The organism is Methanobrevibacter sp., from assembly GCF_045603845.1.
Taxonomy (GTDB): Archaea; Methanobacteriota; Methanobacteria; order Methanobacteriales; family Methanobacteriaceae; genus Methanocatella.
Window position 1 is genome coordinate 1 of record NZ_JAZUMY010000070.1, and the last position, 12,426, is coordinate 12,426.

The window sequence follows — 12,426 nt, forward strand, 5'->3', positions numbered from 1 at the left end:
CATGGCTACGATCCGACTTATTATTAAAATATTTAAATGATATTATAGTATTATAAACACCCACATCCCAATCAATTAACCATTTAACTAAACCATTAGCATCAGTTAAACTAGCCCTATGATAATTACCAACACTTAACAAAACAGATTTATTAACTGCAGAAGATCCATCATTATACTTAAGAATTGCATAAAAATAGGAACCTTTTTCATTATATTGCATATTAGCATTAACAGAATATAAAACATAAGATTTATGGGATACACTATTTGAAGAAATATAAATGGTATTAGAAACAACAGCATTTTTATAAATCGAACTAATAATATATTCACCAGGACTTAAATTAATATTTAAACTAGCAACACCATAATCATTACTTAATCTAACATAAAACATGCCATTAATATTAAAAGTAACATTCTGATTGGGATAAGGATTACCCAAATCATCTAAAACAATTACTTCAAAACGACTACCATCCTTATATCCCATATATAAGTCATTTGCAATAAGTATGGATAAAACAGTGATATTATTAGAATGCATTTCACCATTAACAGGATTAGTAGCAGTAATTATATATTTTCCAGGATTTAAGTTTATATTTAAACTAGCCCAACCTGTCGCATTAGTGGTACGAGTATAAATAACTCCATTAATATTGAAAGTAACAGCCGTATTAGCTAAGGCAACTCCATTTACACTAAAGAAAAGTGAAAAATATTGACTACTATTTTGATAATATTTAACTAAATCTTCCCCATAAATTGTTGAATTGACAAAAATCCAATTTTGAGCAGTACTTGGTTTATAATATTCATCGCCATTAAAAGAACAAGAAATAGAGTAATTACCAGGATTTAAATTAATAGCAATAGACGCATAACCATTATTATCTGTATTTCGATAATAGGTAATACCATTTATCAATATATCAACTTGCTTATTTGCTAAAGGAATATTACCATAACCAGATAAATAAACGCCATATCTTTCACTACCACCATAATATTTAATAACATCAGATGAGTTTAAATATGTATCAATTTGATTATTTTCAACACCATAAATACTATCAATGCCCATATTTAAAACATAATCATCGTCAGTATCAATCATTAAAACATCAGTATTATTATCTGAATAAGCAAAAACATTTGAAATTCCTAAAAAAAGACAAAATAAACAAATAAAAAGTAAAAAAATAAACTTATTCAAACTCATATTTATTACTTCCCCAATATTATCTTTAATATCATCAATAATTAGTATTAATTATATCTAATCTAATTAATATAATCTCTGAAAAAATCCAATCCCATTAACTAAAAAATAGTAATAGGCCTAAAGATATGCACAACGCCTTAACACAATAATTATATGAAAAAGATTACAATAATACTCATATTTAAATATGATTAAAAATAATATTATTATTATTCATTAAAAAAGGTTGAAAATAATAATTAATTCAGATAAATGGGAATTAATTTTAATATATGACAGGTTAGATTATTATGTATAAGGATGAAATGATACAATTACATCAATTTTTGGTTTATGTTTTAAAATACTTAGAAGACGAAAATCAAATCACCAACGACTGTAGCGAATACATATCACTAAAAATAAGCCCACACCATATCCACAAAACTAAAGCAGAACACAAACATGCTATTTTTGTTCTCTGCAAAATTATTTCCGAAGTAATAGCTGATAAAGACCATAATTCAATCCCTGACAATGTTTGTAATTCTTTAGCAGATTTAGTTACTCGTTCTGAAAAAGAAATTAACGTCGCTTAATTTTCTTTTTTTAAACTTTTTTTACCTTTAACCATTCAAATAAACTTAAATAATTAAACTTCAAAATATTTAACCATGACTAGTTTAACCAAAATGCTTTGTCTTGTTGACGGCGAGCATTATCTGCCGGTTACAAAAGAAGCTATTGATACTTTAAATAACATAGAGCATATTGATATTTCCGCCGTTGTTTTTATTGGCGGAACTGAAAAACTAAGAGACGACACTGAAGAGTCATATTCAGAAAAGTTAGGCGTCCCCGTTCAGTTTGCTAAAGATAAGGACATTCCATATGACCTTATTGTCGATATGATTAGGCAATATGACATTGATGAGGTAATGGATTTGAGTGATGAGCCAATTCTTGATTATCCTAAACGATTTAAGATAGCCTGCAAAGTTTTAAATGAAGGAATAACCTATAAGGGTCCTGACTTTAAATTCGAGCCTCACAGCGAATATGATGTGATGAAAAAACCTTCAATCACCATTTTAGGAACCGGAAAACGTATCGGAAAAACCGCAGTTTCAGGATTCGTGTCCAGACTAATTGATAAGAACGGTTATGAACCTTGCGTAATAGCTATGGGAAGAGGAGGGCCTGAAGAGCCTGAAATAGTTCATGGTGAGGATCTTGAGATTTCAGCTGAATTCTTACTGGAACAGTCACAGAAAGGAGTCCATGCGGCAAGCGACCACTGGGAAGATGCGTTGATGAGCAGAATCCTTACCATAGGATGCAGACGCTGCGGCGGAGGAATGGCAGGAGAAGTCTTTTTGACAAACATGAAAAAGGGTGCTCAGCTTGCAAATGAAGTAGAATCCAAATTTGCCATTTTTGAAGGAAGCGGTGCGGCAATTCCTCCAATAAAGACCAATAGAAAAATTGCACTTATAGGAGCCAATCAGCCATTAGCTAATCTTACCACATATTTCGGACCTTACAGGATTGGTCTCGGTGATTTGGTTATTCTGACAATGTGCGAGGAGCCTATGACAAGTTCAGAAAAAATAGAAGAAATAGAAAAATTCGTCAATGAAATCAATCCTGATGCAACTGTCATATCAACAGTGTTCAGACCTAAACCATTGGCGGACATTTCCGGGAAAAAAGTTTTATTTGCAACAACTGCTCCTGAAGAGGTTAAAGATAAGCTTGTATCATACCTTGAAGAAAATTATGACTGTGAAATTGTAGGAACTACTGCGCACTTATCCAACAGGCCTCTTTTAAAGGAAGATATGGCCAAATATATGGATAAAGCTGATGTAATGTTAACTGAACTGAAAGCGGCTGCAGTTGATGTTGCAACAAAGGATGCGATTGAAGCGGGACTAGAAGTAGTTTATTGTGATAATATTCCTGTTGCAATCAGTGACAAGTATCCTGATTTGAGTAAAAGTGTTATTGAATTAGTAGATGATGCAATTGATGATTTTAACAAATCATCATAATTTTATTTTTTTTAGTTTTCAATTTTCTTTAAGTATTTGAGTATTTCTAAAGCTAATTCGGTGTTTTTGTAAAGCCTTCCTTTATGGGCATGCTCATTAAGACAAACAACCAAATTATTATCTTTTAAATCGGCTAAAACATTGGATATATGATTTGTCCTAACACCAATATGTTTAGCAATATCTGAAGGTATTTTCACCCCTTTTCCAATATATTTTATTACATTAAGCCTATACGATGAAGCCATCACATAACCTAATGAGTTTAGAATTTCATCTTCATTCATAACAATATTATATTTTACATCCTATTTAAACTTATGAAACATTTATTTAAAATTTAGGCACTAATAGTACATTAATATTTAATATTAACAAATATTATTTACAAAATATGTAAAATACATAGTACATATTTGTACAATTAAAAAAATGAACAATATACAATATTATTTATTTAAAAAACAATAAAACATAAAACAATGACAAAAATAACTATCGGTCTTGGCGACAATAAAAACGTTATAAAAGCATGCGAACTCTTTAAAAAAGAGCATGACGATGTGGAAATAACATTGGTGCGCAATGATGATGATTTGGTAAAAGCAATACTTGACGATGAAATCGACGGGGTTGTCCGTGGATCACTTCCCGCATCAAGCGTGATGAAGCAGCTTAACTCCAAATTCAGCGACATTTCAAGGGCAACCTACATTAACGGAAACGATGTTGAATTTCTGCTGACTCCTGTAGGCATTGATGAAGGATCAACGATTGAAGATAAGTTGAAAATTGCAATCCACTGCGGGGAGTTTCTTGAAAAGCAGTCCAAAAAGGTGAAGATTGCGGTTATGGCATCCGGAAGAAAGGGAGATTACGGGAGAAGCGAAGAAATATCCAGGTCCATTGACGAAAGCGAACAATTAACCCAATTGATTAAGGAAAACACTGATTTTGAAGTTAAAAATCATTATATATTAATTGAAAAGGCCATAGCAGACAACTGCAATGTCATCATAGCGCCAAATGGAATTATCGGAAATATTATCTTTAGAAGTCTTGTTCTGGTTAATTCCTGGCCAAGCTGTGGAGCGGTCACATTCGGAATCAATGAGATTTATATCGATACAAGCCGTGACCAGAATACACGAGGATATTTAAGAAGTCTGAAATTAGCTTACAAATTAGCCAATATTTAAAAGCAAAAAATTACAAATATTAAACTAATAAAAACTTTGGGTAATAATAATGGGAGAGAATATACTTTACAGAATATATGATTGGTATATTTCAAGGGACTTGGACCCTGATAAAATGCTAAAACATGTAGCTATTATTATGGACGGCAACAGAAGATACGCCAAACTCCAGGGAAACACGGACGTGATTAAAGGGCATGAACTTGGAGCAGATACCTTAGAAAAGGTTTTGGACTGGAGTATTGAGTTAGGAATAGAAATAATTACTGCTTATGCATTTTCAACCGAGAACTTTAACAGACCAAAAGAGGAAGTTGAAGGACTGATGAAACTCTTCATCTACAATTTCAAAAGACTGGTTGACCACGAAAAGATTCATAAAAATGAAGTAAGAGTTAAAGTTGTCGGAAGAACGGAACTGCTTCCCGATGATGTTAAAGAAGCCATTAAAGAAGCTGAAGAAGCAACCAAACATTATAACAAAAAATTTTTAAACCTGGCAATCGGTTATGATGGAAGGCTGGAAATCATTGACTCATTTAAAAAGATAATAAAGGATGTTCAGGACGGAAAAATCACAATTGATGACGTTGATGAGGACTTGGTCAGCCAAAACCTATACACTGGAGGGCTCGATGATCCTAACCTCATTATCAGAACAAGCGGAGAAGAGCGCTTAAGCGGATTCCTGTTATGGCAATCATCATACTCCGAACTATACTTCTGCGAAACATTATGGCCGGAACTAAGAAGAGTGGACTTTTTAAGAGCGATAAGATCTTACCAAGCAAGAGAACGCAGATTTGGAGTATAATTTATGATAGATACACACTGCCACATTGATTTTGAAGAATACGACACTGACAGAGACCAGGTAATTAAAAGAGCACAGGAAAAGCTGGATGCTGTAATCGTATCCGGAATCGGTTATGAAAGCAATCAGGGCGTGCTTGATTTATGTTCACAATACAAGGATTTCATTTATCCCTCATTCGGATACCACCCTGTTTCATCACAGAACTGCACCGAAGAAGAACTGAAATCCGCACAATCCCATTTAATTGAAAATCTGGACAACATTGTGGCAATCGGTGAAGTCGGAATGGATTATTTTTATGTTAAAGACAAGTCTTTGCGTGAAAAGCAAAGGGAAATATTCTTAAGTTTTATTGAAATAGCCAATGACTATAAAGTGCCGTTATTAATGCATGTGAGAGACTGTGAGAAAAAGGCTTTGAACATGGTTCTTGAATATGATGACATTCCTTATGTTGTTTTTCACTGCTATAGCGGAAGCTTAAAGACCGCTAAAAGAATAATGGATAAGGACAACTATTTCATGAGCTTTTCCACAATGTTATGCTACTCAAAAGCCCATCAGGAACTGATTGAAAAGATTTCTCTTGACAATGTATTGACCGAAACCGACAGTCCCTATTTGGCCATGACCAAAGAAGAGAGAAATGAACCTGTTAATGTAGTAAATGCAGTTAAAAAAATAGCTGAAATCAAAAAAATGGATGTTGAAAGTGTTGATAGCATAACTACCAACAATGCACGTGAAGTATTTAAAATCTAATAATGATATGTAAAAATCAGATTAATCAATATTTCACCATTTTCCTCAACAGCCTCAATCACCAGTTCGAATTTATCCAAATCCTTTTTAATTAACCCAATTTTTTCATATTCCAAAAGGGAATCATTCAAGTAAACATAGAACTGATTGTTATCAAATTTAACCTCTTTACGTGAAAAGAGTTTGAAAGCATAAGTGTACAATTCAATCCTGAAAATCAAATCTGACCTGTCACCGTTTCGGTTTTCAATAAAATCAATCAAATCATCCTGCAGAATCATTCCTTCATCGCCGGTATCAACCTTCAGTGATTCCATTTCCTTTAAATCTTCCATTAATTGAGCCTTTTCATCATCACTATACATTTCAATCATTCCACCGGAAGCAAATCCTTTTCGGCAAAGACTTCTTTTGCAGCCATTACACCGTTGATGGCTTTTGGAAATCCTGCGTATGCTGTCATCTGCATAATTATTTCAACGATTTCACGAGGAGAATTACCGACAGCAAGAGCAGCATTGATATGGTCTTTCAGCTGAGGAATTGTTCCAAGAGTCGTTAGTGCAGCAACCGTGCATAATTCACGTGTCTTCAAGTCAACTTCGGGACGGGTATAGATTTCAGAATATGGAAACTCGACAATGAATCTTCCCAAATCCGGAGCGATATCTTCAAGTTGCTTGAAAATATCTTCAATTGTGTCTTCGTTTGTTATTTTCAAAACGCTCATACCTTTTTCAAATCTGTCTTCCATAATTAACACCAATTTATATTTTAATTCTAAACCCACTTAACATTTGCTGTTGTAAAAATATAATGGGGTGAGAATACAGGATTGTAAAGCTTATTGGTTGATTTTGTTGACTCGAACGTTAATGCAATTGATTTTCTCAAGTTATAGTTAATCCTATCCCCTATTGAATCCAGTTCATTTTTATCCAAATCCTTTGATGAGTGAGCATAAACCTTGAACTGAATTCTGTTCTTGTCAAAATTGGAATCATAGCCCATATCCGTATAGCTGATGTTGACAATTTCAACTGAGGAAGGTATTAAAAGCAGACTGTCACCTCTTGAATACTCGTTGAAGGTATCTGTAGGATAAATTGCACTGGCCGAATAGGAACTTCCCTCTTCAACGCCGTTTCTTGCAGCAGACATTGCCAGAGTCAGTTCATTTTCACTTGCAATGAATGACAGTGCAATAAGCATTACCACAAACAATGACCCCACCAATATCAGAAATTCCGCACTGATTTGTCCTTTGTTATCTAGCATCATTTTATCAGTATTTTCCCCTCTTGTGTTTTTTCAATTACATAAATGCGGCCGGGATACATCTTATAAGTCGAATATGAATCAATGAAAGGAATATACTTCTCTCCTTTCTTATTTTCATATTCTATCGTTAATTTGTTATTTTCCAATGTCAATACATAGTTTTTATCGGATATCGGCAACTTCAAATATTTTGAATAAAATTCGCCATTGGAATCAACTTCACTGATTGCGTTTGCAACATTATCCAAAATCAGCCTGTGATTAAAGTTGGATTCCATATTCAAACTAGAATTCATTGTAGTTTGTGAATAAACAAGCAATCCAGTAGCCACAATTAATATTATAAATAATGAAAATAAAAATTCCACTGAAATAAAACCTTGATTGTCCATATTTTTTAATTATCTTCAATATTAATAAAGTTAACTCATTTCCAAAAGCAATATTGCTCTCAACTTGTAAAAATTATCCTTAAAAATAATTAAATATTAGTTGAAATAAATCAATATTCATGACAGGAAAAGTTATTTTTATTGGAGCAGGTCCTGGAGACCCTGATTTGATAACAGTTAAAGGAAGAGATGTAATCGAAAAGGCAGACGTTATTATTTATGCCGGTTCTCTTGTTAACAAAGAAGTTCTAAATCCCAGAAAGGAAGAATGTGAAGTTCACAACAGCGCCTACTTAAACCTTGAGGAAACAACAGACATTATTGTAAAAGCAATGGAAAAAGACCAGCTTGTTGCACGTGTCCATACTGGCGATCCTGCAATTTATGGAGCGATAGGCGAACAGATAAGAGAACTTAAAAAATATGATATTGAATATGAGATAATTCCTGGAGTAAGTTCCCTATTCGGTACTGCAAGTGTGCTTGAAGCCGAACTGACCATTCCTGAAGTTTCACAAAGTGTAATCATTACTCGTCCTGCGGGAAGAACACCTAAAAAAGAGCTTGAAAGCATAAGAAGCTTTTCAAAGCATCAGGCAACAATGTGTATATTTTTAGGAATTTCAATGATTGACAAGGTGGTCGATGAACTGCTTGAAGGCTACAGTGAAGACACTCCAGTGGCAGTTGTCAAAAAAGCAACCTGGCCTGACCAGGAAATAATTAGAGGAACCCTCAAGGATATTGCGGGAAAAGTAAAAGAAGCTAATATTACAAAGACTGCAATGATTGTGGTTGGAGATGTCCTGGACCCTGGTGATTTTACTGCATCCAAGCTATATGACCCTAACTTCAAACACGAATATCGTTAAGTTTTCCCTAATTAACTTTAGGGAACCCACTTATTTTTCATACAAAAACTCAAAATGATCGATGCCGTCTTCCAGATAGAAATCGGAAACTTTTTTAAAGCCTAAACTTATGTAATAATCAGTCAAATACGCCTGACCCGAAAGTCTGATTTTATTCTGATTTAAATCGTTGATTATAAAATCAATTGCTTTTTTCATCATCAGCCGAGACAGGCCCCTGCCCCTGTGGGATTTTTTTACGATTAAACGGCCGATAGAGAATTCTTCAAATCTGGTATTTTCAGGAAGAATTCTTGAAACTGCAACAATTTCATCTAAATCCTTTAAAAACAGATGATAGGCAACCTTGTCCCTGTCATCCAAATCATTGTAAACGCAGTCCTGCTCGACAACAAAAACCTCTGAGCGTAGCTTCAAAATGTCATAGAGCTCATCGTTTGTAAGCTCATCAAATTTTTTCAAAAACCAGTTAATAATAACACTACCCCCTGAGTTAATCCTCTGCAAGCTTTTTCAGCTCATCGCCGGTGAGATGAAAAACGTTCCAGTCCATCTGTCTGGCACCTAATGATAAGTAAAAGTCAATGCTTGGCTGATTCCAGCTTAGACATGTCCATTCAAATCTCCCATAACCTCTCTCAACGACTATTTTAGCCAATTTCTTAAGCAATGCCTTACCATAGCCTTTACCGCGATGCTCAGGATCGATGAATAAGTCTTCCAGGTGCAAATTGACATTGGAAATGTAAGTTGAAAAACTCAGGAAAAACAGTGCAAAACCGACCACATTGTCATCTTCCAAAGCGAATATGACTTCAGCCTGATTTTTATCGAAAATCCATTTTTTCAGCTCTTCTTCAGTTGCAATAACTTCATCAAGTCTGTTTTCATAATCTGCAAGCTTTCTGATATATTCCAAAATCAATCCAACGTCCTCTTCGGAGGCATTTTTAAATGTTAAATCAGCCATAACAATCATCTGAAAAATTAATTTATATTATACTTTTTTATAGTAATTTATACTTAAATATTCACATGAAAGACTTATTTGATTATTGTGAATTTGGGGAGTTTAATCTCAACAGCCGTATTGTAAGAACTGGCCTATGGGAATCTGAAAGAGAAAAATCAGGAAATTTAACACCTGAAATTTATAATCGTTACGAAAATATAGCTGCAAGCGGTGTTGGCCTGATAATTACCGAATTGATATCCCTTTATCCGAGAGACGTTTTTTCCAAATATTCCCAAACGATACATTTTAAGCAATTTGTTCGTGAAGCAAAGGATTTGACGGATCTGGTGCATCTTTATGACGTTCCGATTTTTGCACAGCTGGGATTTGTCCAGTTCAACAAACATGCAGACCACAACATAGCAGTTGATGACGTCAGCATTGAAGACATCAGAAAAATACAGACAGATTTCATTATGGCCTGTCAAAAATTCGATTATGCGGGTTTTGACGGTGTTCAGATAGCTTTAGGTAACTATTATTTCCTGACAAGATTCATTAATCCATACTTCAACAAAAGGGAAGACAAATATGGTGGAAATACATTAAACAGGTTAAGAATTGTATTGGAAATGATTAAAGTAATCAAAGAAACTACCAAATTACATATCAACTGCAGATTGAATGCCTTTGATATTCAATCTAACGGAATGACATTGGAAGAGACAGTTGAAATAGCTAAATTACTTGAAAAATTTGGTGTTGACAGTCTTCAAATCACGATGCCACGTTCCCCGCAGTTCTTTTCAAAAGAATATCGGGACAGGACCCCGCCGGGATTCAAATCAAGAGTTAAAAAAGACAAAAACCCACTGATATCAGCATGCAGTGAAATAATAAACAATGTTAATATTCCAGTTATTCTTGGTGGTGGAGCAAACAGCAAAGCCCAGATTAATGAAATATTAAACAAAACAAACATTGACTACATTTCAATGCAAAGACCATTCGTAGCTGATCCTAGCTTTTTAGTTGACTGGCAAATGGACGATGAAGCCGTTAGCAACTGCATTTCATGCAACAACTGCTATTGGAAAAAAACAAGCACATGCCATATTCACAGGCCTGCAACATGGGATGTGTCAAAAATGGAATGAATTTAATGGTATTTATCCTTAATTTCATTCATTAATTTTAATTTATCAAAAGCGACATCCATTGGCGCTCTTCTTAAACCACAGTCAGGGTCAAGCAAGATATTATCCTCACCGACAATGTTTATACCTCTGGAAATCAGCTCTTCGGTGGTCTGATATGAATCGACTTCATTTTTGGCAGAATCTATACAGCCAAATCCGATTTTTTTACCTTTAAAGAGATTTATATTATTTTCAAGAATATCAATATTAACATCATTGCCTGCAAATTCAAAGTCAAGTATTTCCACATTGAATTTGGCCAAATCCCTATAAGCGCCGTCAATTGTACCGCAAACATGCATGGCAAGCGGAATGCTTAAACCGTCATGCAAAATATCGATAGCTTCACGGGCAACCTTCATGTTTACCATGCCCGTTGATAAAAATGGCTCATCCACCTGAATATATGCGGGATTAACCTTACTTTCAATAGCATCAACTTCTGATTTTAGGCTGTGTGCCAAATCTATTATTGCATCATCCTTATTTTTGTAAAAAGAAGTGATTCTTGAAGAATGAATGATAGTTGAAGGGCCTGTTATGATTCCCTTAATGCCCTTTCCTTCAGGAACATTACCATTATAATACTCCTTAATCAATTTTTTGGCATAAAGCAAATCCTTGACGGAAATTTCACCTATAGGCCTTTTTATTTTAGAAACAATGAAAGTATTTCCTTCCTCTATTTTAAATCCGGGAATGTATTTGGAAAAACTGGAAACCATGTCTCCCCTTACCTGACCGTCTGATATTATATCGACTCCTGCGTCAAGCTGAGAAAACACTGACTGCCTAATTGACTGCTTAAACGGATCATATGAGCCGAAAACCTTAAGTATTTTATCTTTAGTGGTGGAAGGCTCTTTAATCTCAACAGGAAAGCTGCCGACAACAGTAGATTGCATATAATCACTTATTGAGTATTCATTTTTCTGATATTTTCTATTTCTTCCTTATCAATTGGAAGCTCTACAACAGAAGTACCGTGACAAGGTTTTGTATATGGTATGAAAACAGTTCCTTTTTCATCATCAATTCCGATTGGAATTGGAGGGATTCCTATAACACGAACTCCCAATACCTGATCTCCCGGTTTAACGTAAACTATTTCATCAGCCTTAAAACGGATAATCATAGCACAGTCTTTAAAACCTGCTTTGGAAGCGTGGATTTCATAATTATCTGATTGCTGAAGGTAGGTATCTAAACAAAATGACATCTTATTCCAACTCCTTTAATGCCTTATCTAAGTTAATTTTAATCGGTGAAGGATTATGGAATGCTCTTACAGCACATATTTTAGCTTTGCTTCCGCTTTCTTCAATCATGTTGACAAATTCCTCAACCAAATCAAGATCCCTTTCAAACACAAGGGCAATGGATTTGGTGTCCAATATTTGATCGAAAGTTACGAAAAATGCGGCTGCCGCATCCTTGTGGACAAAACCTAGCAATAAATCATAATCTCCAGCTTGAACTTCACCCAAAGTCCTTTCCAAATCTACGATATTCAAATTATAATAACCTTCAGGGTCAGACACCTTAACCAGTTTTGCAGCAGCAGGATTGGCCGCTATTGTAGTGTCATAACCTAATTTTGTCAATTTATCAAATGCATAAACTGCCATTGGAGTTTGAGATGGAGTTTCTGGACATCCCAATAAAATTAAAGCTTTCATAAACTA

At 34.5% G+C, this 12,426-nt stretch carries 18 protein-coding genes; 7 read left to right on the forward strand and 11 right to left on the reverse strand.

The genetic code is table 11. The features are described from left to right. Positions 1-1,228: Ig-like domain-containing protein (locus tag ACKI2W_RS06515; RefSeq protein ID WP_407380412.1), on the reverse strand; the 1,228-nt coding region annotated here is incomplete at its 3' end. Between the two features lie 293 nt (positions 1,229-1,521). On the opposite strand from ACKI2W_RS06515, the gene ACKI2W_RS06520 reads away from it, so the two are divergent. After that, positions 1,522-1,809 (forward strand): UPF0058 family protein, encoded by a 288-nt coding sequence (locus ACKI2W_RS06520; RefSeq protein ID WP_407380414.1) that lies wholly within the window; start codon positions 1,522-1,524, stop codon positions 1,807-1,809. A gap of 75 nt (positions 1,810-1,884) precedes the next feature. Further along, on the forward strand, positions 1,885-3,264 hold the full coding sequence (locus tag ACKI2W_RS06525) for a 2,3-diphosphoglycerate synthetase (protein ID WP_407380416.1): 1,380 nt from the start codon (positions 1,885-1,887) through the stop codon (positions 3,262-3,264). A gap of 11 nt (positions 3,265-3,275) precedes the next feature. Here the strand turns inward: ACKI2W_RS06525 and ACKI2W_RS06530 are convergent, their stop codons facing one another. Next, the gene (locus ACKI2W_RS06530) at positions 3,276-3,551 is read right to left on the reverse strand and encodes a transcriptional regulator (RefSeq protein WP_407380418.1); all 276 of its coding nucleotides are present in this window, start codon (positions 3,549-3,551) and stop codon (positions 3,276-3,278) included. A gap of 195 nt (positions 3,552-3,746) precedes the next feature. Here ACKI2W_RS06530 and mtxX point away from each other — a divergent pair, with 195 nt between their 5' ends. Genes mtxX through ACKI2W_RS06545 form a run of 3 tightly spaced genes read left to right on the forward strand, consistent with a single transcriptional unit; the run spans position 3,747 to position 6,042 of the window. Then, complete coding sequence (mtxX, locus tag ACKI2W_RS06535; protein WP_407380420.1) at positions 3,747-4,463, forward strand: methanogenesis marker protein Mmp4/MtxX; 717 nt, start codon at positions 3,747-3,749, stop codon at positions 4,461-4,463. Between the two features lie 49 nt (positions 4,464-4,512). Next, positions 4,513-5,277 carry a polyprenyl diphosphate synthase gene (gene uppS / locus ACKI2W_RS06540; protein WP_407380422.1) on the forward strand — a complete coding sequence of 255 codons (765 nt, stop codon included), beginning with the start codon at positions 4,513-4,515 and terminating at the stop codon, positions 5,275-5,277. Between the two features lie 3 nt (positions 5,278-5,280). Further along, a complete protein-coding gene (locus ACKI2W_RS06545; RefSeq protein ID WP_407380424.1) occupies positions 5,281-6,042 on the forward strand; it encodes a TatD family hydrolase in 762 nt (253 codons plus the stop codon). Here the strand turns inward: ACKI2W_RS06545 and ACKI2W_RS06550 are convergent. From ACKI2W_RS06550 to ACKI2W_RS06565, 4 genes are read right to left on the reverse strand one after another with little or no spacing between them, the layout of a single operon-like run. Then, positions 6,039-6,416, reverse strand: coding sequence for a hypothetical protein (locus ACKI2W_RS06550; RefSeq protein ID WP_407380426.1), 378 nt, complete (start codon positions 6,414-6,416; stop codon positions 6,039-6,041). The two genes, ACKI2W_RS06545 and ACKI2W_RS06550, sit on opposite strands and share 4 nt — an antisense overlap. Beyond that, on the reverse strand, positions 6,413-6,796 hold the full coding sequence (locus tag ACKI2W_RS06555) for a carboxymuconolactone decarboxylase family protein (RefSeq protein WP_407380428.1): 384 nt from the start codon (positions 6,794-6,796) through the stop codon (positions 6,413-6,415). The genes ACKI2W_RS06550 and ACKI2W_RS06555 overlap by 4 nt, the downstream gene beginning before the upstream one ends. A 26-nt stretch (positions 6,797-6,822) precedes the next feature. Beyond that, positions 6,823-7,323, reverse strand: coding sequence for a hypothetical protein (locus tag ACKI2W_RS06560; RefSeq protein WP_407380430.1), 501 nt, complete (start codon positions 7,321-7,323; stop codon positions 6,823-6,825). Continuing rightward, entirely contained in the window at positions 7,320-7,715 is a 396-nt protein-coding gene (locus ACKI2W_RS06565) for a hypothetical protein (RefSeq protein ID WP_407380432.1), read from the reverse strand. Before ACKI2W_RS06565 ends, ACKI2W_RS06560 begins: the two co-directional genes overlap by 4 nt. Before the next feature lie 119 nt (positions 7,716-7,834). Between ACKI2W_RS06565 and cobM the strand changes: the two genes are divergently transcribed. Beyond that, on the forward strand, positions 7,835-8,587 hold the full coding sequence (cobM, locus tag ACKI2W_RS06570; protein ID WP_407380434.1) for a precorrin-4 C(11)-methyltransferase: 753 nt from the start codon (positions 7,835-7,837) through the stop codon (positions 8,585-8,587). A 30-nt stretch (positions 8,588-8,617) separates the two neighbouring features. On the opposite strand, the gene ACKI2W_RS06575 is transcribed toward cobM, so the two are convergent. Both ACKI2W_RS06575 and ACKI2W_RS06580 read right to left on the reverse strand, forming a co-directional pair. Next, the gene (locus ACKI2W_RS06575; RefSeq protein ID WP_407380436.1) at positions 8,618-9,094 is read right to left on the reverse strand and encodes a GNAT family N-acetyltransferase; all 477 of its coding nucleotides are present in this window, start codon (positions 9,092-9,094) and stop codon (positions 8,618-8,620) included. Next, complete coding sequence (locus ACKI2W_RS06580; RefSeq protein WP_407380438.1) at positions 9,081-9,557, reverse strand: GNAT family N-acetyltransferase; 477 nt, start codon at positions 9,555-9,557, stop codon at positions 9,081-9,083. Before ACKI2W_RS06580 ends, ACKI2W_RS06575 begins: the two co-directional genes overlap by 14 nt. A 65-nt stretch (positions 9,558-9,622) precedes the next feature. Between ACKI2W_RS06580 and ACKI2W_RS06585 the strand changes: the two genes are divergently transcribed. Further along, positions 9,623-10,699 (forward strand): NADH-dependent flavin oxidoreductase, encoded by a 1,077-nt coding sequence (locus ACKI2W_RS06585; RefSeq protein ID WP_407380440.1) that lies wholly within the window; start codon positions 9,623-9,625, stop codon positions 10,697-10,699. Positions 10,700-10,701: 2 nt separating this feature from the next. Here ACKI2W_RS06585 and ACKI2W_RS06590 read toward each other — a convergent pair whose 3' ends face one another. Genes ACKI2W_RS06590 through ACKI2W_RS06600 form a run of 3 tightly spaced genes read right to left on the reverse strand, consistent with a single transcriptional unit; the run spans position 10,702 to position 12,420 of the window. After that, positions 10,702-11,646 carry a methionine synthase gene (locus ACKI2W_RS06590; protein WP_407380442.1) on the reverse strand — a complete coding sequence of 315 codons (945 nt, stop codon included), beginning with the start codon at positions 11,644-11,646 and terminating at the stop codon, positions 10,702-10,704. An 8-nt stretch (positions 11,647-11,654) separates the two neighbouring features. Further along, complete coding sequence (locus ACKI2W_RS06595) at positions 11,655-11,960, reverse strand: DUF1894 domain-containing protein (protein ID WP_407380444.1); 306 nt, start codon at positions 11,958-11,960, stop codon at positions 11,655-11,657. Between the two features lies 1 nt (position 11,961). Beyond that, entirely contained in the window at positions 11,962-12,420 is a 459-nt protein-coding gene (locus tag ACKI2W_RS06600; RefSeq protein ID WP_407380446.1) for a DUF1890 family protein, read from the reverse strand. Between the last annotated feature and the right edge of the window lie 6 nt (positions 12,421-12,426).